The organism is Kineococcus deserti, assembly GCF_050871945.1.
Taxonomy (GTDB): Bacteria; Actinomycetota; Actinomycetes; order Actinomycetales; family Kineococcaceae; genus Kineococcus.
Genome location: NZ_JBJLSI010000012.1, coordinates 85861 through 109697, shown reverse-complemented (window position 1 = coordinate 109697; position 23837 = coordinate 85861). Strand labels below are relative to the sequence as shown.

Genomic DNA, 23837 nt, shown 5'->3' with positions numbered 1-23837 from the left:
CGCAAGGGCCAGTACGGCGCGCTGCCGCAGGCCGGGTTCCCCCTCGGGCTGCTGCTGGCGAACCTGGCGTTCTGGGCCAGCGCCGGCCTGGCCGGTGACTGGGTGTGGCGGGTGCCGTTCCTGCTCAGCGGGCTCCTCATCGCCGCCGGCATCTACATCCGGCTGCGCATCACCGAGTCGCCGGAGTTCGAGAGCGCCAAGGAGGCGGGCGAGATCGCCGAGAACCCGCTGAAGGACGTCGTGAAGTCCGACTGGCGGAACCTGCTGCGCGCGTTCGGGTTGCGCATCGCCGAGACCGCCGGCTACGCCGTCGCCATCACCTACCTCACCTCCTACGTCCACGACGAGGGACTGGCGAGCAAGTCCGACACCATCATGGCGCTGGTCATCGCCGCCCTGCTGGGCTTCCCCGCCACGCTGCTGTGGGGCCGGCTCACCGACCGCATCGGCCGCAAGCCGCTGTACCTGTTCGGCACCAGCCTGATGGTCGTCATGGGTTTCCCCATCTTCCTCATGGCCAACACCGGCAACCTGCTGCTCATCGTCGTGGTGTTCGTCGTGAGCTTCACGCTCTGCCAGAACTCCCTCGCCGGAACCCAGGCCTCCTGGTTCCCCGAGCTGTTCGAGACCGGCACCCGCAGTTCCGGTGCGTCGCTGGCCTACCAGTTGTCCGCCGTCATCTCCGGGTTCACCGCCTTCTGGGCGGTCAGCCTCTACGGCAGCTTCGGCTGGCAGGGACCGGCGGTGCTGTTCAGCGTCTACGGCCTCATCGGCCTGGTCGCCGCCCTGCTCACCGCCGAGACCAACCCGGCCTCGCGTCGCGCGGCCAACCTCGCCGCCGAGCGCCAGGCCCTGGCCGGCACCCCGACCGCCGTCGGTAAGCCCACCGGCGCCCGCTGAGGCTCGCGCACCGGGGGAGGACGTCCGTGGAACCGCACGCACCGAAGAACGGGAAGAACTGCTCGTGACCCACCTGTTCGGCCAGCCTGAAACCTTCGTCGACGAGTCCGTCGCCGGTTTCGTGGACATCTACTCCCACTTCGTGCAGCCGGTGCCGCACGGGGTGATCCGCTCCACCGCCACCCCCCAGGGCAAGGTCGCCGTCATCGCCGGCGGCGGGTCGGGGCACTACCCGGCCTTCGCCGGCTACGTCGGGCCGGGCCTGGCCGACGGCGCGGTGTGCGGCAACGTGTTCGCCTCCCCCTCCACCCGCTGGGTCTACGACGTGGCCAAGGCCGCCCACCGCGGCGGGGGTGTGGTCCTGGGGTTCGGCAACTACGCCGGGGACATCCTGAACTTCGGCCTGGCCGCCGAACGGCTGCGCGCCGAGGGCATCCCGGCCGAACTGCTCGTGGTCACCGACGACGTCGCCTCCGAGGGACAGGGCGCCAATGGTGAACGTCGCGGCATCGCCGGCGACGTGGTCGCCTTCAAGATCGCCGGCGCGGCGGCCGAGGCCGGCTACTCCTTCGACGACGTGGTGCGCGTCTCGCGCCACGCCAACGACGTGACCCGCTCGATGGGCATCGCCTTCGCCGGCTGCACCCTGCCCGGGGAGAGCGAGCCGCTGTTCACCGTCACCGAAGGCCACATGGGCGTCGGGCTGGGCATCCACGGCGAGCCGGGCATCAGCGAGGAACCCATCGGCACGCCCTCCGAGATCGCCGACCTGCTGGTCGACAAGGTCCTGGCCGGCCGCCCCGAAGGCACCCCGGGCCCTGGGCAGGGGGGCAAGGTCGCGGTCCTGGTCAACGGCCTGGGCTCGACCAAGTACGAGGAGCTGTTCCTGCTGTACGTGCCGATCGCGGCGCGGCTGCGCGCGGCCGGCTACCAGATCGTGGCCCCGCAGGTCGGGGAACTGGTCACCTCCTTGGACATGGCCGGCGCCTCGCTGACGGTGACCTGGCTGGATGAGGAGCTGGAGAGGCTGTGGACCGCCCCGGCCCAGTGCCCGGCCCTGAGCGTGGGCGCGACGATCGAGACCACCCCGGCCCCGCGCTACGTCGCGCCCACCGAGGAGGTCGCCGACTACTCCGGCACCCCCGAGGCCGCCCAGCAGGCCGGCCAGCAGGTCGCCGCCTTGATCGAGGCCGTCCGCGACGTGCTCAAGGACGCCGAGGCCGAACTGGGCCGCATCGACGCCATCGCCGGCGACGGCGACCACGGCACCGGCATGGTCAACGGCTCGGTCGCCGCGGCCCAGGCCGCCCGGACCGCCGCTGATGCCGGCGCCGGCGCCGGCGCGACGCTGTCGGCCGCCGGTGGCGCCTGGGCTGACCGGGCCGGCGGCACCTCGGGGGTGATCTGGGGGGTGCTGCTGCACGCCTTCGCCGACAAGCTGGGCGATGCGGGCAAGCCCACCGCGCAGCAGGTCGCCGAGGGCGCGACCGCCTCGGTGGAGGCCGTGATGCGCCTGGCCGGGGCCCGGGTGGGCAACAAGACGATGCTGGATGCCCAGGTGCCCTTCGCTGAGAAGCTGGCCGAGCGGGTGGGGGCCGGGGATGACCTGAAGACGGCGTTCACCACCGCCGCGCAGGCCGCCACCGCGGCCGCCGAGGCCACCAAGGACCTGCGTCCGCAGATCGGGCGGGCCCGGCCGCTGGCCGAACGCTCCCTGGGTCACCCCGACGCCGGGGCCGTCTCCCTGGCCCTGGTCACCCGCACCATCGCCGACAAACTCTGAGAGAACGGCGCCGGCCGATGATCGTGACGTGTAAGCAGCTGCGCTTCCAGTTCGGCACCCAGGTGTCCATCCCGCGTAGGTATCGGCACTTCCGGGCCGACTTCTCCGAGGCGTTGCGGTGAGTGCTGGCCGTCTACTCGGAGGTGGAGGTCGAGGAGGTCGCCAACGGCACCCGGCTGCGTCCCTCCTTGCTCCAGGTCAGCGCTGCAGGCGCCCGGCGCTGAATCAGCGCGACTGAGGACGGAGCATGTGGCTGCACGGCCTGGCGGCCCTCGGACGGTGAAAAGTGTTCATCGGCTGGTCAGCGGGGCTGTCGTCAGCGAGTCAGACGGTCGAGGGGGACCTTGAGAACCGTGAGCGTGCGGGACAAGAAACCCGAGGATGCCCTCCGCCCAGGTCGTGTGTACTTGGGCGGAGGGCATTGTTGTCGAGGTGCAGTCAGGTGTCCATGGGTCCGGCGGCCCAAGCCGTTCTGCTTAGCTTGGGCGTCGATGTTGTTCTGGGCAGCATCACCGGTCACGGTGGGCGAGGGTAGTGCCGGCCCGTCAGTCGAGGCGCCCGCGGTGTCCTGCACCTTGGCACGGCGATGGCCTGGCCGTAGTTGGCGCCGGAAGCAGGCTGGCTGGTGGTCACCGCGTTCCAGCCGCTGCGGCCGTGGGTGAGGATGTCCAGGGCCTTGAACTGCGGGCGGTGTTGTAGGGCTCACCGAAACTCGTCGAGTCGGTGGCCACGAAGCCAATCCGCTGAGTCTGGCCGGCGATGGCCGCGATCGTGACGATCGGCTCAAGGGTGGCCTGCGGTGCTTCCCGGTCCGTCGTGGGGGTCATGGCCGGGGTGTCGGGCAAGAAGGCGAACTTGCCCCGCTCAGCGGCCCGAGCGTCTCGCGCTTGAGCTTCGAAGTTGGTGTAGTTGGCCGGGTCCACGCTGGGAGAACGCCAGGACAGGGCCTGAAAGCCGTACCCGGTGCCCAAGGTCAAGGCCAGCATCATCGTGGGCTTGCTCATCGGGGCTCACGGGCCTCGACCGCCGCAGACGTGGACGCGGGCGCGGAGGTAGGCGCGGTCTCCTTGGCCCGTCGGGGCAGGAAGAGCGCGCCGATGATGGAGGCCACCGCGATGAGGCTGGCGGCGGTGAACGCGGCACTGACCCCGTCCAGGGAGGTGCTGCCGGTGCTGGCACCAGCGCTGGCCGGGTCGCTGAAGATAGCCAGCACCGAGACCAGAACGGCGATGCTGGCGGCTCCGGCCAGCTGCTGCAAGGTGTTCAGCGCGGCGCTGCCGTGAGAGTAGGGCTTTTCCGGCAGCGACCCCAGAGCCAAGGTGAACAGCGCGGTCCACATGAACGCCTGCCCGGTGCAGATCACCAGGTGGGTGGCCAGGATGACCCAGACGGGCCGCTCGGGGGTGACGGTGGACATGAACCACAGCCCGGCGGTGTCGATGACCGCACCGGTCAGGACTAGCGTGCGCGGGCCGGTGCGCTCGTACAGGCGCCCTACCAGAGCCGAGACCAGGGCGATGGCAGCACCCCGGGCTCCAGCAGCAGACCGGTGGTAAAGACGCTCAAGCCCAGCACGTCCTGCAGCACCAGCGACAGGACCACCGCCAGGCCCATGGCGGTCATCAACAGGCAAAGACCCACGATCGCGGCCAGGGTGAGGCCGCGGTGGGTGAAGATGCGCATGTCCAGCAGCGCAGCGTCGCGGTGCTGCAGATGCCGCTGACGCGCCACGAAGGTGGCGATGCCCACCAGACCCAGGGCCACGGTGATCCAGAAGGTGGCCGGCGGGTGCTAGCCGGAGGTGTCGTGGGCGCTGGCCAGGCCGTAGACCAGGGCGCCGAAGCCGACCGCGGCCAGGGCCAGGAAGACCACGTCGATGCTGCTGGCAGCGGGGGTGGTGAGGTCGCGCATCTTGATCGCGCCCACGACCAGGGAAATCAAGGCCAGCGGCAGAACGAGGATGAAGATCCAACGCCAGCTGAGGTTGGCCATGATGATGCCGGAGATCGCCGGGCCGATGGCCGGGCCGATGGCGGGGGCGACCGCGCCGACGGCGGTGACCAGGGCCATCATCTGCCCCCGCCGGTGTACAGGGGTCAGCCGGAAGGTGGTGGTCATCATCAGCGGCATGAGCATCGCGGTGGCCAGCGCCTGCACGATGCGCCCGGCCAGCAGGTGCACGATGCGCCCGGCCAGCAAGACCTCGGAGCTGGGGCTATCGCGGCGATCAGGGTGCCGGCACTGAACAAGGCCATGGTGGTGCTGAACAGCGGGCGCATGTTCAAGCGCTTCATGAGGAAGCCGGTGGCCGGGATGACCACCGCCATGGTCAAGGCGTAGGCGGTGGTCAGCCACTGCCCGGTGGTCGCGGTGATGCCCAGCTCGCTCATGACGTGGGACAGAACCACCCCCATGACCATCTCGTTGAAGATGACGATGAAGCCCGACACCGCCAGCACGGCGATGACGACGACCTCGCTGGGCTCCAGGTGCGTCTTGGGTGCCTGCGGCGTGGTGCCTGCAGCGTGGATACGGGCGCAGCAGAGGAGGCAGCGCCGCGGTGGCTGACCGGGACAGCGCAGGGACCGTGCAGCAGGGTCAAACATCGGCTGGTGGTGGTCGGTGGCAGGGTGCGACGCGCGAGGCCACGTCGTACCGCTCTTTTCTGCCGCTGTCCGATGAGACGATTTCGTGCCCACGCTGACCGAAGGCGCCAACGCCATCGCGCCGTCCTCGTCGCCGTCTCAGGTCCTGTCGACGTCATCGCCCTCAGCGCTGGCGGCGCGGTCACCAGCCGTGCGGACGTGGTGTTCTTCGATCAGCTGACTGCTGCAACTGACCAGCAGACGTTCCTCCTCGAGTGGTGACGAGCAATCGGGTCCGCGACGGATCCCGTCTGGGTCAGAACGTCGATCAGCCAGTCAGGCAGGAGTTCTCGGCGATCGTGTCACTCGCGCCGGTCCACCACACCTGCTCGTACCCGCCGACGATGAGCTGCGTGCGGCCACCCTCTCCGGAGGCGCCGGCACGCCGTGACCCAGCTCCTGCCGTTGGTCGACGCCTTCCCAACCGTGCGTGGTGTCCGCGGCCGATCCCGTCTGCGTCCGAGCTGGAGGGATCGTGCCGCAACGCACATCGCGCCGCCGCTCGCGACGCCAGACGTCGCCGCACCCGCCGGGTCGTCGAGCGCACCTCCGCCTGGCCGCAGCAGTTCCCGCCTCTGCGCATCCCTTGCGACGTCCGTTCCGATCTGCACCTGAGCCCGCTGCAGCTGACGTGCGCTGATCTGCTGCCGCAAACTCCCGACCTCACGGTGAAAGGAGTTGCAACACCGGCAGGCCAGGGCGGCCGACAGGACCCTGACCACGCGACTGTCCACCCCGCGGCGGGTGAGGCGACGAACAGGACTCGTGATGTTCGGGCTGCGCGACGGGCTACTCGGTAGTTCCTCCGCGAAGGCGCGCGCAGCGACGACGTCAGCGACGGGGTCGGGGGCGGCGTCCAGTTCGATGAGTCGTACGCCGGCGGTGGCAGTAGTGGACATGACCTTCGCCCAGCCTTCGAAGTCGACGACTCCTTCGCCCAGGGGGCGCATGAAACGGCGGTGGACGGCGTGCACGTTCTCGTCGAGGACGAGATCGGCGGGGAAGGGGCCGGAAGCGTCCTTCCAGTGCGAGACCACGACCCGGTCGGCGAACTCCCGTGCGATGGCCACGGGGTCACCCCCGGACAGCGTGATGTGTGCCGAGTCCGGGCACAGGCCGACGAGGGCTGGGTCGGTCAAGTCCATGATCGTGGCGATGTCCGCGTGCTGGACCGTGATCGAGTGCGACTCGGTGTGGATGGCGAGACGGATGCCGAGTTCGGCGAGCGACGCGCCGACCGCGTCGCAGTTGGCCGCCAGCGTCTCCAGCAGGGCCTGTCGGCCGGTGGCGTCGAGCGGCTCGACGGGGCTGTCGGGACCCCCGTGGGTCATGGGTGTCCCGAGCACCAGGATGTCCGCTCCGAGCGCGTGCAGGAACCCGGCGTAGTCACGGACGTCGGCGACGGCTTCCTCCGGGGAGCAGGTGCCCCAGTGCGTGCCGTTGAGGAAGCCGGAGACCACCTTCACGCCACGACGGCCGAACGCTTCGCGGACCGCTTCAGCGGGTCCGTAGGCGGTGAGGGCGCTGTGGAAGTCCAGGGGTGGGAAGGTCACCTCCACCCGCGAGACGCCGGCGGAACCTGTCAAGTTCTATGAGACACGTGTCGGTCAAACGCTCTGAATCTGAGCCTCCCGCGACGGCTGGTTGATCCACGCCGAAGTCGGCAGTGCTGGTGGTGTGGGCCGGCGGGTGGCGAACCGTTCGGGGTGCGCGGCGTAAGCCGCATCCAGCGTCATCTGCCGGGCAGCGCGGATCTGCCCGACGGTGCCGTAGTGCACCGAGGCCGGGGTGTGCAGCCCGATCCCCGAATGCCGGTGCTCGTAGTTGTAGTGCGCGAAGAACACCTCGCAGAATTCCCGGGCGCGATCCAGGGACTCGAACCGGTCCGGGAAGGCCGGGGCGTACTTCAACGTCTTGAACTGCGCCTCGCTGAACGGGTTGTCGTTCGACACCCGCGGCCGGGAGTGCGACCGGGTGACACCCAGGTCGACCAGCAGCTGCGCGACGGGCTTGGACGTCATCGAGGTGCCCCGGTCGGCGTGCACGACATCGGGGATCTGGTGCCGGCCCATGGCCTGCTCGAGCATGTCCTGAGCCAGTCCGGCGTCCTCACGGGCCTCCACCCGCCAGGCCACGACGAAGCGGGAAAAGATGTCGATCACGACGTATAACTCGTAGTAGACCCCGCGGGCCGGGCCGCGCAGTTTGGTGATGTCCCAGGTCCAGACCTGCCCCACTTTGACGGCGACGAGTTCAGGTTTCACCCGTGCCGGGTGGGTGGCCTGGGCGCGGCGGTCACCGACGATCCCATTGCGCCGCAACAGGCGATGGATCGTTGACTGCGAACACAGATAGGTGCCCTCGTCCAGCAGCATCGCCCAGATCTGCGCGACGGACTTGTCCACGAACCGGTCGGAGGTCACCAGGTCCAGGACCTGCTGTTCCTCGGCCCGGCTCAGCGCGCTGGCCGGACGTGGCCGCGGCCGCGACGGTCCCAGCCGGGGAGGCTTGTTGGCGCGGTAGTGCGAGGCGCGGGCCCGGCCGAGCAAGGCGCACGCCCGTCGGATACCGCCGAGACGACCGGCCAGCGTGCTGGCCAGTTCATCGACGGCGGGGTTGATCACCGCTGCGGCGGCTTGGGTGTGCCCGTGCTCTCGGAGAGTTTTTCCAAGAGCTCGTGCGCTTTTCCCACGATCTCCAACGCCGTCCGGGTCCGGTTCGGGTCGGCCTCGGCGCGTTCGGCGCGAGCACGTAGTTCGGCGATCTCTTCGTCCCGCGGGTCGGGCTTGCGGGGCTGCAAGGCGTCGCGGGCGCCGACGGTGGCGGACTTGCGCCAGCCGATGAGGTGGGTGTCGTACAGGCCTTCGCGGCGCAAGATGGCGCCGCGTTCGCCGCGGGGTGCGGCGTCCTACTCGGCCAGGAACCGGGCCTTGTACTCGGCGGTGAACGAACGCCGGCGGGCTTGCTCGGCGCGGGGGCCGGGCTCGGACGCGTCGTTGGGGCCGGTCGGCCCGGTCGGATCGGGGCGGTCGGTGCTGTCCACATCGGACAGTGTCAGGGTTACGGTAGGTGTCTCGCTTCTCGCCCTACGCCAAGGAGTGGATCGGTACTTCGTGTCTCACCTCAGCCTGACAGGGAGGGGCGGTGCAGCCAGCCGCGGACCTGGTGGACCTTCAGGTGCAGGCCGGCCAGGGTGCGGCTGACCCAGGAGGCGGTGACGCCCCAGTTTAGATCGCCCATGCGGCGGGCCAGCTCGGTCTGGGTCCACAAGGCGTTGACCTGAGGGTGTTCTTCGGTGGCCAAGGTGAGCAGGTCCCGGACGGCGGTGTCGTCGTACAGGCGGGGACGGCCGCTGCGGGCGGCGTCGGCCAGGCCGTCGGTGCCGAGCTCGGCCACACGCCGGGCCCACTTGCGGACGGTGGTGGGGCTGATGCCGAATCGGGCGGCCACAGCGCGGACTTGGCTGCGACTTTCGCCGTGGCCTTCGTCGATGCTGGCGTCCAGGGCCAGGACCCAGCGGGCGCGGTCGGCGTGGCGTTGGCTGGTCGGTCGTCTGGCGATCTTCGTCAACGCGCTCCGCCTAGCATCGTCCAGGCGCGGCACCGTCGGCAGAGGCATTCCCATGCACACCGACGGTGCCCCGTCCTTGATCACGGTCTGGGTAGCGACGTGTGGATCTGTTGCGGCACTCCGGTAATCACGAACTTTCGCACATGACCACTAGTGGTCACCTCGAAAAGTCCTTGATCACCTGACCTGCACATGTCGCTGCCGTGACAGTGATCAAGGACGCGGCACCGTCGGTGGCCGTGGGTACAGCACTTCCGACGATGCCGCGCACGGCCGAGACTATCGAGCAGCAACTGCAGTACGTCGCTGCCCATCCCGGCGTGGCGCAGCGGCACGCCTTCCGCGCCCGCCTGGTCCTGGCCGCTGCGGCGAAGTCTTTACGGGCAGTGGCCGCCGCCCACGGCACTACCCGCAACACCGTCCGCAAGTGGGTTCGGCGGGTCGCGGCCGAGGGCATCGAGGGACTGCTGGATGTCCTTCGCTCCGGGCGGCCGGTGCTCTACCCCGATGCGGCCGTGCGGGACCTGGTGACCGTGGTCACCTCAAAGCGTCCGGGCCCGTACGCGCTGTGGACTCACCGCGCACTACGCGAGGCGATGTGGGACCTGAACTGGGGCGTCACCTGCTCCTGGGTCACGACCACGTTGAACGCGTTGAGGTTAAAGGTGCATCGGGTCCGCGGCTGGATTCACCGCCGTCCCGACCCCGGCTTCGATGCCAAAGTGACTGCGGTGCAGCAGGCTGTCAGCGCGGCCAAGGTCGGTGCGCGGCCGGTACTGAGTCTGGATGAAAAGACCTCCCACCCGGTCCGGACCCCGGTGCGGGCCGATTCGCGCGCCGGTGACGGCAGTCTGCGGCGTGAGTTCGAGTACGTCCGTAAGGGCACCGTCTCCTGGTACGGGGTTCAGGACTGCGCCAGCGGGGCGGTCGAGATGGTCCGGGCCCGGTCACGCATGGACCCGGCGGCGTTCATCGAGGTGTTGGAGTACCTCAAAGACGTGCACGGGGCCGACTTCGTGCTGATCATGGACAACGGGCCGGCGCACACCAGCCGGGCCACGACGGCCTGGCTGGCCGAGCATCCCGGCATCGAAGTCCTGCTGACACCCAAGCACGCCTCGTGGGTCAACCCGATCGAGTCGGTGTTCGGGATCGTGACCCGCCAGGTCCTGGGACATGGCTGGTTCACCAACGGTGACGGCTGCGACCAGGCCGTGCAGGACTGGGTCGGTGAACGCAACAGGACTCACCGCCCGGTCAGATTCACCTGGCAGCGCGCTGCATGATCAGGAACTTTTCGAGCTGACCACTAGAACCCGGGACTGCTCGTGCTCAGGCAACTACTGCAGGGCCTCAGTGAGGACGGCGATGTGGGCGGCGGCGTCGTTGGCGGTGGCTTTGCCGGTGCGCAGCATGCCGCCGACGTACTCCCCGGTCCCGCCAGGGCCGTGGTCGACAAACGCCAGCAGTGGGTGGAGGAATCCGAAGGTCCGCTTCCAGGTCGGGGCCGCGCCTTCCTTCTCCGAGTGCGCCAACATGATCGTGGCATCGAGATCGATCACAATGTGCCCGTGGTCTAGAATCGGCGAGGAGATGTTCCAGGCCCGCTCACGGGCAGTCGCTCGAGCGTGGCGCAAGGCGGCCAAGGCGGCAGGGGTATCGGCTGCCAGTTGCGCGGTCAACCGGGAGACGGCGGGGTCGGAGGCGCTCGGGCCGAACAGTTGCGGCTGGGCACGGACCACGCCGACGTCGGCCAGGCAGTCCCCGCCGAGAGCGACGGCCATCGCCAGGTCGAGGACGATCTTGCCGGGGTCGTGCACCGCCGACCGGGCCCGCCAGGGCGACAAGGCCCGGCGCAGAGCGGTGTCCAGACCGGCGAGGCGGGCGGTGTCGACCAGCAAGGACGCGCCGGCGGAAAAGACCAGCGAATCGCCGTCTGCGGTCATGGTGAGTGGATGGGGGCGGGGTTAAATCTTCACTCACGAAGTGCCTCTCTGCGTGGTGGCCATGTGCCTTCGACAAGCAGCATGATCACCTGCAGAGCAGGCACTCCGGTGCATTTACGACCCGCGTCGGCGTCCCGGGTCAAGCTCTCCGCGAAAGATCGAGGCTAGCGGCCGGCGAGGGAACCGCCGATGCCGCCGACGGAGAAGTACCGGTTGAGGGCGGCGAAGACGACGACCGGCGGCAGCATCATGACGACGGCGACGGCCATGACCGATCCCCAGTCGGTGGCGTTCTGCTGGAAGAAGGACTGCAAACCCATCGGGAGGGTGAACCGTTCGCTGGAGCGCAGGAATACGATGGCGACGAGGTAGTCGTTCCAGGCCAGCAGGAACGTGAAGATCGCGGTCGACAGCACCCCCGGCAGGGAGTTGCGCAGCACGATGCGGGTGAAAGAACCGAAGACGCTGGTCCCGTCGATCCAGGCCGCCTCCTCCAGGGAGGCGGGGATGGAGTCGAAGTAGGCGGCCATCATCCAGGTCGCGACCGACATCGACGACCCGACGTAGATGATGGCGATGCCGACGAGGTTGTCGACCAGCCCAAACTTCGCGAACAGGATGAACAGCGGGACAACGGCCGTGATGACGGGCAGGGACTGCACGACGAACAGCAGCAGGCTGTACCCGGAGACGGCGCGGGAGCGGCCGCGAGACAGGACGTACCCGGCTGGGGCGGCGACGGCGACCGAGACGAGGACGGTGCCCAGGGCGACGGCCAGGGAGTTGCCCAGCCAGGTCGGGGTGAGGGTGTCGCGGAAGACGGCCACGTAGTTCGACAGTGTCGGCCCGGAGGCCTGCGAACCCAGGCCGGGTTGCAGGGATAGGACCACGGTGGCGATGACCGGGACGAGGACGACGGCGGTGATGAGGAGGATCAGGGTGAAGCGCCACCAGCGGCCTTTCAGCTCCCGCTCGGGGACGATCTCGCGCGCGCGCCGCGGGCGGGCGGTGGGCTGTGGTGCGGTCAGGGTGCTCATTCGACGGCCGACTTCCTGATCTGGCGGTAGAGGAGGACGGAGATGACGACGAGGGTGGCGGTCATGAGGAAGGCGATCGCGACCCCGGGGCCGGTCTGGAAGTTCTGGAACACCGTGCGGTAGGCCAGGACGACCAGGGAGGTGGTGGCGTCGACGGGGCCGCCGCCGGTGAGCAGGTAGATCGTGGGGAAGTCGTTGACGCAGAAGATTGTCATGAGGATCCAAGAGATGTAGGTGGACCGGGCGATCAGCGGCAGGGTGATGCCGAAGAACTGCTGACGCCGGCCCGCGCCGTCCATCTGTGCGGCCTCGTAGACGGTGCCGTCGACGGAGGTCAGCGCCGAGGAGGCCATGAGCATCATGAACGGGAACGAGACCCAGACCTTGAACAGGCAGACGGTGACGACGGCGAGGGTGGGGTCGGCCAGGAACAGCGGGGTGTCGAACCCGAGGCTGGTGAACAGCCGGGGGAGGGGGCTGTCGGGGGTGGCGACGAGGTAGTTCCAGGCGGTCGAGGAGACTACGACGGGCACGACCCACGGCAGCAGCAGCAGGACCTTGAACGTTCCGCGGCCCGGGATGCGGGTCTTCAGCAGCAGCGCCAGCCCGAGGCCGACGACCCAGGAGCCGAACACGCCGACGAGCGTGAACAGCAGCGTGAAGCGGGTCGCCTTCCAGAACGCCTCTGACCGCAGGACGTTGACGTAGTTCTCCAGCCCTACGAAGTCGCCGGTGGCGATGAGGCTGCCCTTGTGCACCGACTGGCTGGCCGCGTAGACGAGCGGGTAAGCGTTGATAAGCAGCAGCAGGAACACCGAGGGGGCCACGAGCAGCAGCAGGGTCAGCCCGCCGCGGTTCAGGCCCCGGTTCCGCCGGCCCGCGACCCGGCCGGAGCCGGCGACGCCGACCCCGCGCCGGGCCTTGCCGAGGGCTTCCTGGACGTCGGACATCAGAGCGCCTCGATGTCCTTCTGCAGCTTCTCCAGCGCCGCCTTGGAGTCCGCGCCGCCGGCCAGGACGGTCTGGGTGAACTCGTTGAGCGCCTGGCCGCCGTCGATGGCCGCGATCTTCGCGTCGACGGTGTCGCCCTGTGCCGCGTACGTCTTGGCGATCGGCTGCCAGGTCTTGAGGATCTCGGCCTTCTGAGTGTTCTCCTGAAACTCCGGCAGGTCCACGACGGACTGCAGGACGGGCAGACCCGGGATGACCTTCTGCTGCCACAGCTGCCCGTAGTTCTGGAACCAGTACAGCATGAACGCCTCGCTGGAGGCCTGCGACGGGGTGTTCTTGTACATCATCATGTTGTTGAGGAACTGCAGGCAGCCGACGTCGCCGTGCGGTCCGGCCATCGGCGTCGCGACGAGGATGTCGCCGTCGGTCTCCCCGAGGTCCTCGTCCAGACCCGGGGTGTTGATGCCCATGGCGATCTTCCCGCCCTGCCACTGGCTGCGGAGGTTGTCTGTCGTGTACGACACCGCGGCCGGGTCGATGATCCCCGCCCCTGCGAGTTCCTGAACGAAGTCGATGGCCTCGATATTGCGGTCGGTGACGCAGTCGAGCTCGTTGTCGGCGTTGAACAGACCGCCGCCGTTGTTGATCATCATCGCGACCATGGTGTGCGCGCCGAGGTTGTTGCCGGCGCCTGCGCCGATGCCGTAGGCGAAGTACCCCTTGGCGGCCAGGGCGGTGCCGACGGTCAGGTACTCGTCCCAGGTGGTCGGCAGGGTCAGCCCCTCCTGGTCGAACACCGACTTGCGGTACCACCAGACGCGCATGTCGAGCTGCGTCGGGACGGCGACGTACCCGTCGGCGCCCTTGAACGGTTCGATGGTTCCGGGCAGGAAGTCGTCGTAGATGCCCTCGGTCCTGAACGTCTGGAGCAGGTCGTCGGCGGGAGCGATCGCGCCCTGCTCGGCGTACTGGTAGGCCTGGAAACCGCCGCCCGTGGAGACGGCCGGGCCGGTGTTCGAGGCGATGGCCGAGGAGAACGTCTGGGTGAAGTTGTTCCACTGGATGAGCTGGTACTTCGCGGGCAGGTTCTCGCCGGTCGGGGTGTACGCCTCGGTGATCTGCTGCGCGGCCGTGTTGTAGCTGGCCGCGCCCCACGGCATGTCCCAAAAGGCGATCGAGTCACCGCCGCCGGAGCTCGAACCGCCACCCCCACCGCAGGCGGACAGGGCGGTCAGGGAGGCGGCGCCGGCCGCGAGACCGAGGAAACCGCGACGGGTGGCGGTGCTGCGGGTGGTGTCGGAGTGCGTCATCGCTGTGCTCCAGGTTCGTTCGGGGAGGAGGTCGGGGGCAGGAGCTCGGGGATCGCCTCGACCAGGACGGCGCAGTCCTGGGCGTGGTCGGCGAGGTCGGTGGTGGCGGTGCCGTCGGCGACGGCTGCGTGCAGGCGGCGCCAGGAGGCGCGGTGCGAGGACTCCCAGGACGTGGGGAGTAGGCGGGCGCCGGAGTCGTCGGTAACGACGGCGTGCGCCGGGCGGGCGGTGGCCGAGTCGGGAATCGCGACCGACACCGAACTCGTCGCTCCGAGGATCCGGACCGTGACGAGGGGGGCCAGGGCGGTGGTCAGGTCGGCCCCGAACAGGGCCTGCCGGCCGTCGTGCAGGACGGCGCGCACGAGGAGACCCCGCGGGCCGTGGGACAGGACGCGGGCGGCGGCGACGCCGCTGCCGGTGACCGCCCGGGCGACGGCGAACTGCTCCAGCACCAGGTCGGCCGCGTCGTTCCCCGGGGCGGCGGTGGTGCGGACCTCCAGCAGCGCGTCCGCGCCTGTGGCCTGCACCGCGGAGCGGAGGTCGGCCAGGCCCGGGCGGCCGGCGTGCGGGCGGTCGATCACCACGGGGAAACCCGGGTCGGCGCCCTGCCCGGCGGATGTGGGGACGACCGTGGAGGAGACCGTGGGGCAGACGACGACCGCGCCGCGGGCCCGCGTCGTCGCCAGCCGCTTGGGCCAGTCCTCCCCGCCGTCGAGGGCGACGAGGTCCGCGTCTTCCGGCGGGTGCGCGGGGGCGAGGGACACGGGGAAGGAGGCCAGGATGGCGTCGATCCGCCCCGTCGTGCGGGCGGGTTCGTCGGCGCCGACGGAGTACGTCGTCCTGGTTCCCGTGGTCGTTGTTCCCGTCGCCGTGGTTCCCGTGGTCGTGCTCACGCTGCGTCCTTCCGTACGGCGTCCGCCGACTGGCGGGCGAACTCCAGGACGAACTCGAGGTCGTCGATGAGGTGGGCCAGGCCGAACCGCGGTGTCGCGCCGCGCACCACGGCGGCCAGGTGCCGCCACTCGCCCTCGTACCCGTTGTGGTCGGCGGGGGCGTGGGTGGTGCGAGTTCCGGCGTGCGCTGTGGTGGCGGTGGCGGAACCGGCGTGCACGTACGACGGCGTGAACTCGACCTCGAGGAGGTCGTCGTCGCCGACGGCCGTCAGCTGCCACTGCGGGTTCCAGCCCCCGTGCATCACGGCGTGCAGTTCGAGGGTGATGTCCCCCGCGCGGGCCACGACGAGGTAGCCGAACGGGGCCAGCGGTTCGGCCGAGACGACCTCCAGCGAACGCCAAACGTCGGCGCCAGCACGGGCCAGCAGCTGCCGAACCAGCGGCAGGTCGTGCACGGCGAGCCCGAGGATGCCGCCGGTCACCGCGGCCGCGGCGTCGGGGGCGCCGGAGAACTCCGGCCGGTTCAGCACCTCGGTGGCGAAGTCCTCGAACCGGGGGTTCGGGGGAAGCACGATCGAGGAGCGGACGGTGTGCGGCACCACATCGGAGTTCTGCAGGGCGGCGTTCCAGCCGGCGTCGTAGGCGTGCATGGTGCCGACGAGGACGGGAACTCTTGTCGCGCCGGCGACCTCGGCGATGCGCCGGGCCTGGTCTGCGTCGGTCGCGAAGGGTTTCTCGCACAAGACGGCCTTCTTGCCCGCGCGGCACGCAGCCACGACCTGGTCAGCGTGGAAGGCGTGCGGGGAGCAGACGGCGACGACGTCGACCTCGGGGTCGGCGAGCAGCTCGTCGACGTCGGAGGTTGCCCGGGCGCCGACGCGAGCGGCGACCCGGCCGGCGACGGTGGGGTCCACGTCCATGACGTGGCGGACCGTGAACGTCTCGCGCAGCCGGGCGAGGGTCGGCAGGTGGATGGCCTGCGTGACGGGGCCGGCGCCAAGGAAGCCCACCCCGAGCGGGGCGGGGGCAGACGACGAGGGGGAACTCACGAGCGGTCCTCTCAGCACTGAGACGAGCGGGAGACGTGGCCGGCGGGCTCCTATGAAAGGCGACCCGCTGTTCACGTTTGAGAAGAACGTAAACGGGTGTTCGCAGTTGGTCAAGCGGTTCGGGAAGATCGGCCGGCGCGAGCGAGCCGGTTGCGCCCGCCGGCCCGCGGCGGGGGACACTGCGCGGGTGGAAGCGGCGAGCGAGGGGGCACGAGTGCGGGGTCCGTACCGCAACGGCATCGAACGCCGGCGGCAGCTCGTCGATGCGGCGTGGGGCGTGATCGCTCGCCGCGGCTACACCAGGGCCTCGCTGCGGGAGATCGCGCAGGAGGTGGGGGTGAGCCCGGCCGGCATCCTGCGCCTGTTCGGCAGCAAGGAGGCGCTGCTCATCGCCGTGCTGGAGCGGTGGTGGACCGAGACCCAGCTGCTGGGCGACCGCGTCGAGATCGGCGCCGGGGCCGAGTACTTCGGCTCCTTCGGCGACCTGATGCGCTACCACGTGCAGCATCCTGGCCTCATCGAGCTGTTCCTCACGATGTGCACCGAGGCCACCGACCGCGACCACCCCGCGAGCACGTGGGTGAAGGAGCGCTACGAGCGGATCGTCGCGGATGCCGTCGAGAACCTCGCCGTCCTGCAACGCGACGCCGGGGTGCCGGTGCTGGGCCGCGCCCACCGCGAGCGGGAGGTCCGCTGGCTGTTCGCCGCGATGGACGGGCTGGAGCTGCAGTGGATCGCCGACCCGGCGATGGACCTGGTGGGCCACTCCGACGCGCTGTTCGAGATGACCCTGCGCCGTTGGCTGGGGACGCCGGGCGCCGCCCCGGACCGCGTCCCGCCGGCGTCGGTCGCGGCGTCGCCGGCCGCACCGCAGGCGCAGGCCGAGGGCGCCGCCGTGCCCGGCGCCACCGTGCGCGGGCCCTACCGCACCGGGGTCGAGCGCCGACGGCAGATCGTGCTCGCCGCGACAGAGCTCTTCGGCCGGCACGGGTACGCGGGGGCGTCGGTGCGCGAGATCGCCGACCGGGTCGGGCTGAGCGCCGCGGCCTTGCTGCGGTACTTCGGGACCAAGGAGCAGCTGCTGTTCGCCGTGCTCGACGACTGGGACGCGAGCACGGGCGAGTGGGTGGACTCCCCGCGGGGCGCGGCCTACGTCGACACCCTCGAGCGGGCCATGGCCCACCACGACGAGAACCCCGGACTGGTCGAGCTGTGGCTGACGATGTGTGCCGAGGCCTCGGACCCCGAGCACCCCGCCCGGGACTGGGTCGCGCGTCGGTTCCGGCGCATCGTCGGAGAACTCGACGGGGCGCTGCGGCAGGCGGCCGCGGACGGGGCCGTCGCGGCGATGGACGCCGACCGCCGTGAGTTCGAGGCGCGGGTGGTGTTCGCGGTCATGGACGGTCTGGAGCTGCAATGGATCGCCGACCCGAAACTCGACCTCGGGGCGACGTTCCGCCCGTTCCTGCGGCTGTGCCGGGAGCGGTGGGCCGGGCCCGCCGTCACTCCATCGTCGCCAGCAGCCGCTGCAGGCCGTGGACCACGAGGTCGTGGTCCTCGGCGGAACTCAGCCCCGACGCCGTGACCGCCGCCACCACCCCGGCGCCGGCCACGCGCACCGGGAAGGAACCGCCCGTGACGGCGTAGCCGTGGTCGAGCCAGCCGACGGCGACGGGGTCGACCCCGTGCCGCTCCATCCGGGCCGCGACGAGCGCGCTGCTGGCCTCGAAACGCTGCACGACAGCGGCTTTGCGCACGGCCCAGTGCTGCTGGTCGATCGTGGCGCCCGGCAGCACGGCGCGGAACAGGACGAAGTCCCCGCGCCGGACGTCGACGAGGACGCCGGCCCCCGTGGCGCGGGCGCGCTCGACGATCAGCGAACCTAGCGTCCACGCGTCCTCGGGGCCGAACCGGGGCAACACCAGGCGCTCCTCCTGGAGCTCGAGGTGTTCGAGGTCGTCGCTCAGGGGGTCCCCCCGTCGAACGGGTAGGCGACGAAGGCGAACCGGGAACCGTCGGGTGCCCAGCCGTTGACGTTGAGCGTGCCTTGCCCGCCGGGGATGGGGTAGCGCTGGATCGAGGTGGTCCAGTCGTCGGGGCGCACGACGTGCACGACGACGTCGAGGTCGGCGGGGTGGCCCTGCGTCCCGGCCGGGAACGACAGGTAGTTGCCCGCCCGCCCGTCGGGGGAGACGTGCGGGAACCAGTCGACCGTGTCGCTCGCGACGAGGCGCTCGAGGTTGCCGCCGGCCGCGGGCAGGCGGGCCAGCTGGGCGTGCCCGGGGGCCTTCGTGAAGTGCTCGGTGTTCAGCAGCAGCCACTCGCCGTCCGGGGTCCACTCGGGCCCGTCGAGGTGGCCGTCGCCGGCGGGGACGCGGACGGCGTCCCCGCCGGCTGAGGGCAGCAGGACCAGGCGGCCGGGTTCATCGAACGAGCCGAGTTCGACGTAGGCCAGGGTGCCGCCGTCCGGCGAGACGCCGTGCAGGAAGTGCCAGTTGCCGTCGTCGGGGGAGATCCGCACAACGTCGCCGCCGGTGAGGGAACCGCGGTAGACGTGGCCGTCGTTCGCGGACAGGTACACGTGCTCGCCGTCGGGGTCGACGACGTGGTCGTTGTTGATCGGCGGCAGGCCCGTGAAGGGGACCGGTTGCACGCCGGCAGCGGGGTCGGCGAGGTCCAGGCGCCAGAGGCGACCGTCGCCGTTGAGGAACAGCGCCGCGCCGTCGGCCGACCAGTTCGGCGCCTCCAGCAGCAGGTCGGTGGTCTCGAACACGACCTCGGGGGTGGCCAGGTCGGGGCCGCCGATCATCACGCGGGACCGCTGCGTCGGCGCGAGGGTGCGGAGCATGCGGGCAAGTTAGCACGAGACAAACCCGGGTGGAGGTTCGCCGGAGAGGTGCTTGACGGCCCTCGGTGCGTGTGCGAGTTTCAGTCGGACGTTTGCTTGGAACGTGCCAACCGCTGAGATGACGGAGTCCCGCGATGAGCCCTCGCCGGCCCGGTCGAGCCGCGCTCCACCAAGGTGGGCGCGGTCAGGACGGTCTCGACGGGCGTCGCCGGGTCCTCGAGCCGGCGCGAGACGAGGTCCAGCGCCGCGTCGGCGGTGGCCGCGATCTCCTGGCGGACCGACGTGAGGTCCAGGAACGACAGCGCAGCCAGGTAGCTGTCGTCCCAGCCAACCACCGACACGCGCCCCGGCACGTCGACTCCCGGCAGCGCGCCGTCGCCCGTGCGCAACACCTGCACCAGACCCGCCGCGGCCTGGTCGCTCGCACAGACCACGGCCGTTGGCGCGTCCGACGGTCTGCGCCGCAGCAGGTCCCGTGCGACGTCCGCACCGCTCTCCTCGTCCCAGCCGCCGCCCAGGACAGTGGTCTGCGAGGACAGCCCCGCCTCGTCCATCGCCTGCCTGTACGCCCGGCAGCGCTCCTCGCCGGCGGGACTGCCGTCGCCGCGCAGGTGGGCGATGCGGCGGTGGCCGAGGCCGCGCAGGTGTCCGATCGCGGCCCGCATGCCGGCGACGTCGTCGATGTGCACGTTGTCGCCGGGTGCCGGTCCGCCCAGCCACACAAGCGGCACCTGCGCGGTCAGCCGCTCCAGCTCGGGGGTCGTCGAGCGCGGGACGAACCCGACGAGGCCCTCGACGCGTTGCTCGAGCAGACCCTCGATCACGCGCAGCCGGTCGGCCTCGTCGGTGACCGGGCCGAGCACCACGCCGAACCCCCGGGCGGCCGCCGCGGAGAACAACCGCTCCACCAGCCGCGACTCGTACGGGTTGCGCATCGAGAACAGCGCCCCGAGCAGGAACGTGCGCTTCTGGCGCAGCAGCCTTGCCGAGGCGTTGGCCCGGTAGCCGAGTTCGGCGGCGGCGGCCAGCACGCGCTCGCGGGCCTGCCGGCTCGGGCCGGGGGCGCCGCGCAGGACCAGCGAGACCAGCTGGCGGGAAACCCCGACGTGCGCGGCGACGTCGGACATCGTCGGCAGTCGTCCCGTCCGGTCGTTCGCATCCACGCCCCAGATCATCCCACGCCACCGACCCAGGAGGTTCGATTGTCCAGCAACCGCGCCGACACCACCGACGCTGCCGCGGGGTTCGTCCCGCTGTTCGACGGGACCACCCTCGCCGGCTGGCACCCCGCCCCGCGCGTCTACGGAACGCTGTTCCCCGGCGGGCCGCACCTGCACGACTGGATGCGCGAGCGCGGGATCGCGCCGCCGGTCGACCCGGAACTGCACCCCGCGGTGTGGTCGGTGGAGACCGACGAGAACGGTGACACGTACGTCGTGGGGGAGCAAGGGACCCGCGGCTACGGCGGGTACCTCGTCTCCGACGAGGCGTACGGCGACTTCGAACTCGTCGTCGAGGTGAAACCCGACTGGCCCGCGGACACCGGCATCATGCTGCGCCGGCAGCGGGCCAGCTGGGAGGGTTTCCAGGTCCTGCTCGACCACCGGCCCTCGGGCGGCATCGGCGGTTTCTTCGGCAACGGTCTCGCGAGCTTTTCGGCCGTGCCGTTCGCGGTGGACGCCGAACTCGACGCCGACGGGAACGTCGTGCGGCTGGTCGCCGACGACCCGGCGACCAGCGCCGAACCCGTGACGCAGGACAAGATCGACCGCCTGACCTACGCCGGCAGGGTGGAGGACTTCCTGGCGGCGTGGCGGGTCGGGCAGTGGAACACCCTGCGGATCCGCTGCATCGGCCCGATGCCGGTCATCACGACGTGGGTGAACGACGTGCAGGTCGCCGAGATCGACACTGCGACGCTCGTCTCGCCCGGGTACGACGCCGGGGCCGTGCACGCCCTGCTGGGCGACCGAGGGCACCTGGCGCTGGAGGTGCACGACAACGACGCGATGTTCGGCGACGCGCGCTGGGGCGAGGGCGCACGGTGCCGGTGGCGCAACGCTCGCCTGCGCCAACTCTGACGAGAGCCTCGCCGGGCTCAGTTCATGATCGGCGGTTCGGGCACCGGCCGCCCAGCCGGAAGTCGGCGCACGCGAGGCAGAACGTGCACTCGAACGAGCAGATGGGCGTCGGCGTTCGGGACAAGGTCGGTCCCGCAGCATTCACAGGAGGGGCGTAGCCGAGAAGGGAGCGCTGATCGCCACGGCGTCGACTGCAGACGCTCGCGGAAGAGAGGATGCTGTCAGCGGGGTCGCCAGGTCTGGTCAGTGGGGGACCAGTCGTGGTGCTCGACGTGGCCGGCCATGGCCGGTTCGAGAAAAGCCGCGACGTAGGCGACGGCCTGGGCCAGCTGGGGCAGGTCGTGGCAGTGCACCGTGGCCGCCGCCAACTTTGGATAAGTGGTGGCCCAGCCGGCGGGGGCGGCGAAGGTGTCACGGTGGGGCAGGCCGCGGTGGGTTCGTTCGGCGGCGATGGCAGTGTGCAGGGCGGCGCCGTCCACGTGCTGGGTACGGGCCAGGACGATCAGGTCGATGAGGTCACGGACTCGCGTGGACTCAGCACGGGGTGACGTGCCGCCGCTACTGCCACCGACGGCGCCATCGGAGCCACCGCCAGAACCACTGCCGGGACCGACACCGGGAGTGTGGTTGCTGTAGCGGGCTTCGGTGGCGGCGACCTTGTCGGCGATGTGGTCCACGACCGGGTAGGCCCGCACGGTGGGTGCGGGCAGGCCGGGTAGGTCCAGCGGGGTGCTGGAGCGCACCAGCTCAGGGGCGGTGGTCATGACCGAGCCGGTGACCAGGTCGATGCTGAAGGTCTCGCAGCGCCGCACGCCGCAGTAGGCCTCGACCTGCACGCGGTACCCGGCCAGGCCCGGCTGCTGGCGCCCACCTACCGGGCGCACCGATCCCAGCACGAAGCGGAAGTGATCGCCCAGGTCGCGACTAGCGGCGGCGCGCAGTGCCGCCAGGGCATCGTCGATATCGCCCAGGCGGTGCAGGAGGTCGACGTCCTTGCTGTGGCGGGCGTCGTGGACGCGGGCCAGGACCGCTGTCCCGCCTTTGAGCACCCACCCCGAATCGTCTGGCGTGGCCAGCGCTGTGCCCAACTCTGTGCCCGAGCCCGGGGCCGAGTCCTGATGTAGGTCGGCGAAGACGCGAGCCAGGAAACGGTCGTAGACGAAGCGTCGCAGTAGCTCATTGCCCGGGCGGGAACTGGCGGCGGCTGCGATGCGCACCCGCGCGGTCAGCGCCCGCCACAACGCGGTGCCGTCGCGGTAGGTCGTCGCGCTCACTGCTGCTGCCCATCCGTCGCGGCCGCCGGGGTCCTCGGGGTATCGGCGCGATCATCAAGACCACGACGGGCTCCTACGCCAACGTCAGTGCCTTCTCCCCAACCCCGGTCATCACGCTGACTCGCGAGCCGGCCATCCCGCCCGGATCGGCCACCACGGCGCTCGCGCCCCCCGCGGCGACTGTCCGCGTCTCCAGCTGCGTCTCGGTCTTCGTCTCGGTCTTCGTCTCGGTCTTCGTCTCGGTCTTCGTCTCGGTCTTCGTCTCGGTCTTCGTCTCGGTCTTCGTCTTCGTCGCGGTGGGCGGTTTCGTTGAGGGCTGTGGGGAGGTCGTCGAGCGCTCGGTTGGCGGTGAGCTCCTGCAGTGTGGTGAGTAGCTGGGTCAGCGCGGCTTGGTTGTCCGGGTTGGCGAACCAGTCCACGATCTGTTCCCCAGTGTCCGGGCTGGGTAGTGCTGCCCGCAGGCGAGGGCGTGGGCCACGCACTGGGGGAGCAACGGGGTGGACGAGTTGGTTGCGCAGCGGAGCGAGGGTCGCGTGGGTGCGCTGGGCGAACCTGGCGATCGCCGCTCTCGCCTGCGGGTCGGCAGCGATCTTTTCCACCAGCGTGGCCAGGGTGATGACCCCGGCGGCGACGGCCTGCAGGTTGGTCTCGAAGCCGCTGCCGGCATCGTCGTGGCTGGCGTGGGTGTCGGTGGCACGCGTTCCTGTCACCTCCAGGGAGCGGCGCAGCAGCTCCAGCTGGGAGGCGAGTCGGACGTCGTAGCCGGGCCGCTCGTGGGGGGCCAGCCCGCCGGCGTCCAGCAGCTGCTGGGTCAGGGTCGCGCCGTCGGGGGCGCCGTGTCGTGCGGCGGCCGACTGCAGGGCGACAGCGAGGTCGTGTGGGGTGGTCGAGCCGCGGCGGATGGCGTCAGCAGCAACGTGGGCGACGTGCTCGCGGTCGTGGCCGGCACTGAGCAGGTCAGCGACCGTGCGCGCGGGGGTGGTCACCGGCAGTCCCGCGGTCAGTGTGACCTCCCCAGCGTTCAGGCTGGCGCGGTGGATGCGGACGCCGGCGCGGGTGGATTGGTACCGCTTGGGCAGGGTCAGTTCGTGCTCGTCGGCGAGTAGGTCCCCGAGCTGGTGCAGGTGGGCGGCGGAGGTGTGCGAGACCACCCCGGCGGCGCAGGGGTCAGCGAGCCGGTCACTGGCCGAGGCGCGTGGCTGCAGCGCCAGCCACGCCGCACGCAGTGACAGCAGCTCATCGCCCAGGACGGCGGGGGTGGCGTAGACGCCGTGCGCCATGCGCTCGAGGACACCGGCGGTGACCATGCGGGTCAGCTGCACCCGACTGACGCCGGCCTGCGCAGCTTGAGCGGTGGTGAGTAGGCCCCACTGACCAGCGGCTATGTCGGTGACCGCCGTCAGATCCGACGTCCTCATGCTGCAAATGTAACGCTTAGAGTGTAACAATCCCAGGGGGAGACAAGAGAGGGCGGTGACCGTGGCGATCAGCACGTGGATCAGGCGATACCTACCGCCGTCCACGCGGGCCACCCGGGGAGGCTCGGAGGCA

The 23837-nt window shown here is 70.5% G+C and carries 25 protein-coding genes and 3 pseudogenes; 6 read left to right on the top strand and 22 right to left on the bottom strand.

Annotation, left to right across the window (positions count from 1 at the left end; genetic code table 11):
• A partial coding sequence (locus tag ACRYR2_RS11930) for an MFS transporter (RefSeq protein ID WP_432563083.1) occupies positions 1-900 on the top strand: 900 nt, incomplete at its 5' end.
• Positions 901-964: 64 nt separating this feature from the next.
• Entirely contained in the window at positions 965-2683 is a 1719-nt protein-coding gene (locus tag ACRYR2_RS11925; RefSeq protein ID WP_432563082.1) for a dihydroxyacetone kinase family protein, read from the top strand.
• Between the two features lie 629 nt (positions 2684-3312).
• Here ACRYR2_RS11925 and ACRYR2_RS11920 read toward each other — a convergent pair.
• The 5 genes from ACRYR2_RS11920 to ACRYR2_RS11900 form a co-directional block, all read right to left on the bottom strand.
• Positions 3313-3687: an LLM class oxidoreductase gene (locus ACRYR2_RS11920; RefSeq protein ID WP_432563081.1), complete on the bottom strand. Its 375-nt coding sequence runs from the start codon at positions 3685-3687 to the stop codon at positions 3313-3315.
• On the bottom strand, positions 3684-4100 hold the full coding sequence (locus ACRYR2_RS11915) for an MFS transporter (RefSeq protein WP_432563080.1): 417 nt from the start codon (positions 4098-4100) through the stop codon (positions 3684-3686). Before ACRYR2_RS11915 ends, ACRYR2_RS11920 begins: the two co-directional genes overlap by 4 nt.
• 77 nt (positions 4101-4177) lie before the next feature.
• Entirely contained in the window at positions 4178-4447 is a 270-nt protein-coding gene (locus ACRYR2_RS11910) for a hypothetical protein (RefSeq protein WP_432563079.1), read from the bottom strand.
• 27 nt (positions 4448-4474) lie between these two features.
• Positions 4475-4864: an MFS transporter gene (locus ACRYR2_RS11905; RefSeq protein WP_432563078.1), complete on the bottom strand. Its 390-nt coding sequence runs from the start codon at positions 4862-4864 to the stop codon at positions 4475-4477.
• Positions 4804-5406, bottom strand: coding sequence for an MFS transporter (locus tag ACRYR2_RS11900; protein WP_432563077.1), 603 nt, complete (start codon positions 5404-5406; stop codon positions 4804-4806). The genes ACRYR2_RS11905 and ACRYR2_RS11900 overlap by 61 nt, the downstream gene beginning before the upstream one ends.
• 286 nt (positions 5407-5692) lie before the next feature.
• Here ACRYR2_RS11900 and ACRYR2_RS11895 point away from each other — a divergent pair.
• Positions 5693-5790, top strand: a pseudogene (locus ACRYR2_RS11895) (IS5/IS1182 family transposase); the annotation flags it as partial.
• A 380-nt stretch (positions 5791-6170) separates the two neighbouring features.
• On the opposite strand, the pseudogene ACRYR2_RS11890 reads toward ACRYR2_RS11895, so the two are convergent.
• From ACRYR2_RS11890 to ACRYR2_RS11870, 5 genes and pseudogenes are all read right to left on the bottom strand, one after another.
• Positions 6171-6914 (bottom strand): annotated as a pseudogene (locus ACRYR2_RS11890) (sugar phosphate isomerase/epimerase family protein); the annotation flags it as partial.
• A 21-nt stretch (positions 6915-6935) separates the two neighbouring features.
• Positions 6936-7952: an IS3 family transposase gene (locus ACRYR2_RS11885; protein ID WP_432563076.1), complete on the bottom strand. Its 1017-nt coding sequence runs from the start codon at positions 7950-7952 to the stop codon at positions 6936-6938.
• Complete coding sequence (locus ACRYR2_RS11880; protein WP_432563075.1) at positions 7949-8203, bottom strand: hypothetical protein; 255 nt, start codon at positions 8201-8203, stop codon at positions 7949-7951. Before ACRYR2_RS11880 ends, ACRYR2_RS11885 begins: the two co-directional genes overlap by 4 nt.
• Positions 8204-8236: 33 nt before the next feature.
• Positions 8237-8371: a hypothetical protein gene (locus tag ACRYR2_RS11875; protein WP_432563074.1), complete on the bottom strand. Its 135-nt coding sequence runs from the start codon at positions 8369-8371 to the stop codon at positions 8237-8239.
• Positions 8372-8451: 80 nt separating this feature from the next.
• Positions 8452-8898, bottom strand: a complete 447-nt coding sequence (locus ACRYR2_RS11870; protein ID WP_432563073.1) for a helix-turn-helix domain-containing protein — start codon at positions 8896-8898, stop codon at positions 8452-8454.
• Positions 8899-9101: 203 nt separating this feature from the next.
• Here ACRYR2_RS11870 and ACRYR2_RS11865 point away from each other — a divergent pair, with 203 nt between their 5' ends.
• Complete coding sequence (locus ACRYR2_RS11865; protein WP_432563072.1) at positions 9102-10184, top strand: IS630 family transposase; 1083 nt, start codon at positions 9102-9104, stop codon at positions 10182-10184.
• A gap of 57 nt (positions 10185-10241) precedes the next feature.
• Here the strand turns inward: ACRYR2_RS11865 and ACRYR2_RS11860 are convergent.
• The 6 genes and pseudogenes from ACRYR2_RS11860 to ACRYR2_RS11835 form a co-directional block, all read right to left on the bottom strand.
• Positions 10242-10844, bottom strand: a pseudogene (locus ACRYR2_RS11860) (transposase); the annotation flags it as partial.
• A 164-nt stretch (positions 10845-11008) separates the two neighbouring features.
• Positions 11009-11881, bottom strand: coding sequence for a carbohydrate ABC transporter permease (locus ACRYR2_RS11855; RefSeq protein ID WP_432563071.1), 873 nt, complete (start codon positions 11879-11881; stop codon positions 11009-11011).
• Positions 11878-12831 (bottom strand): carbohydrate ABC transporter permease, encoded by a 954-nt coding sequence (locus tag ACRYR2_RS11850; RefSeq protein ID WP_432563070.1) that lies wholly within the window; start codon positions 12829-12831, stop codon positions 11878-11880. Before ACRYR2_RS11850 ends, ACRYR2_RS11855 begins: the two co-directional genes overlap by 4 nt.
• Complete coding sequence (locus ACRYR2_RS11845; RefSeq protein ID WP_432563069.1) at positions 12831-14141, bottom strand: ABC transporter substrate-binding protein; 1311 nt, start codon at positions 14139-14141, stop codon at positions 12831-12833. The genes ACRYR2_RS11850 and ACRYR2_RS11845 overlap by 1 nt, the downstream gene beginning before the upstream one ends.
• A complete protein-coding gene (locus tag ACRYR2_RS11840) occupies positions 14138-15034 on the bottom strand; it encodes a hypothetical protein (RefSeq protein ID WP_432563068.1) in 897 nt (298 codons plus the stop codon). Before ACRYR2_RS11840 ends, ACRYR2_RS11845 begins: the two co-directional genes overlap by 4 nt.
• Entirely contained in the window at positions 15031-16083 is a 1053-nt protein-coding gene (locus ACRYR2_RS11835) for a Gfo/Idh/MocA family protein (protein ID WP_432563067.1), read from the bottom strand. The genes ACRYR2_RS11840 and ACRYR2_RS11835 overlap by 4 nt, the downstream gene beginning before the upstream one ends.
• A 214-nt stretch (positions 16084-16297) precedes the next feature.
• Between ACRYR2_RS11835 and ACRYR2_RS11830 the strand changes: the two genes are divergently transcribed.
• Positions 16298-17668, top strand: coding sequence for a TetR/AcrR family transcriptional regulator (locus tag ACRYR2_RS11830; protein WP_432563066.1), 1371 nt, complete (start codon positions 16298-16300; stop codon positions 17666-17668).
• Here ACRYR2_RS11830 and ACRYR2_RS11825 read toward each other — a convergent pair.
• From ACRYR2_RS11825 to ACRYR2_RS11815, 3 genes are all read right to left on the bottom strand, one after another.
• Positions 17586-18005 (bottom strand): heme-binding protein, encoded by a 420-nt coding sequence (locus tag ACRYR2_RS11825; protein WP_432563065.1) that lies wholly within the window; start codon positions 18003-18005, stop codon positions 17586-17588. The genes ACRYR2_RS11830 and ACRYR2_RS11825 overlap by 83 nt on opposite strands.
• A gap of 41 nt (positions 18006-18046) precedes the next feature.
• Positions 18047-18931, bottom strand: a complete 885-nt coding sequence (locus ACRYR2_RS11820) for a TolB family protein (RefSeq protein ID WP_432563064.1) — start codon at positions 18929-18931, stop codon at positions 18047-18049.
• 80 nt (positions 18932-19011) lie between these two features.
• A complete protein-coding gene (locus ACRYR2_RS11815; RefSeq protein WP_432563063.1) occupies positions 19012-20094 on the bottom strand; it encodes a LacI family DNA-binding transcriptional regulator in 1083 nt (360 codons plus the stop codon).
• A gap of 39 nt (positions 20095-20133) precedes the next feature.
• Between ACRYR2_RS11815 and ACRYR2_RS11810 the strand changes: the two genes are divergently transcribed.
• A complete protein-coding gene (locus ACRYR2_RS11810) occupies positions 20134-21012 on the top strand; it encodes a 3-keto-disaccharide hydrolase (protein WP_432563062.1) in 879 nt (292 codons plus the stop codon).
• 22 nt (positions 21013-21034) lie between these two features.
• Here ACRYR2_RS11810 and ACRYR2_RS11805 read toward each other — a convergent pair whose 3' ends face one another.
• The 3 genes from ACRYR2_RS11805 to ACRYR2_RS11795 form a co-directional block, all read right to left on the bottom strand.
• A complete protein-coding gene (locus ACRYR2_RS11805) occupies positions 21035-21157 on the bottom strand; it encodes a DUF1272 domain-containing protein (RefSeq protein ID WP_432563061.1) in 123 nt (40 codons plus the stop codon).
• 76 nt (positions 21158-21233) lie between these two features.
• Positions 21234-22286 (bottom strand): nucleotidyl transferase AbiEii/AbiGii toxin family protein, encoded by a 1053-nt coding sequence (locus ACRYR2_RS11800; protein ID WP_432563060.1) that lies wholly within the window; start codon positions 22284-22286, stop codon positions 21234-21236.
• Positions 22283-23818 (bottom strand): type IV toxin-antitoxin system AbiEi family antitoxin domain-containing protein, encoded by a 1536-nt coding sequence (locus tag ACRYR2_RS11795; RefSeq protein WP_432563059.1) that lies wholly within the window; start codon positions 23816-23818, stop codon positions 22283-22285. Before ACRYR2_RS11795 ends, ACRYR2_RS11800 begins: the two co-directional genes overlap by 4 nt.
• Between the last annotated feature and the right edge of the window lie 19 nt (positions 23819-23837).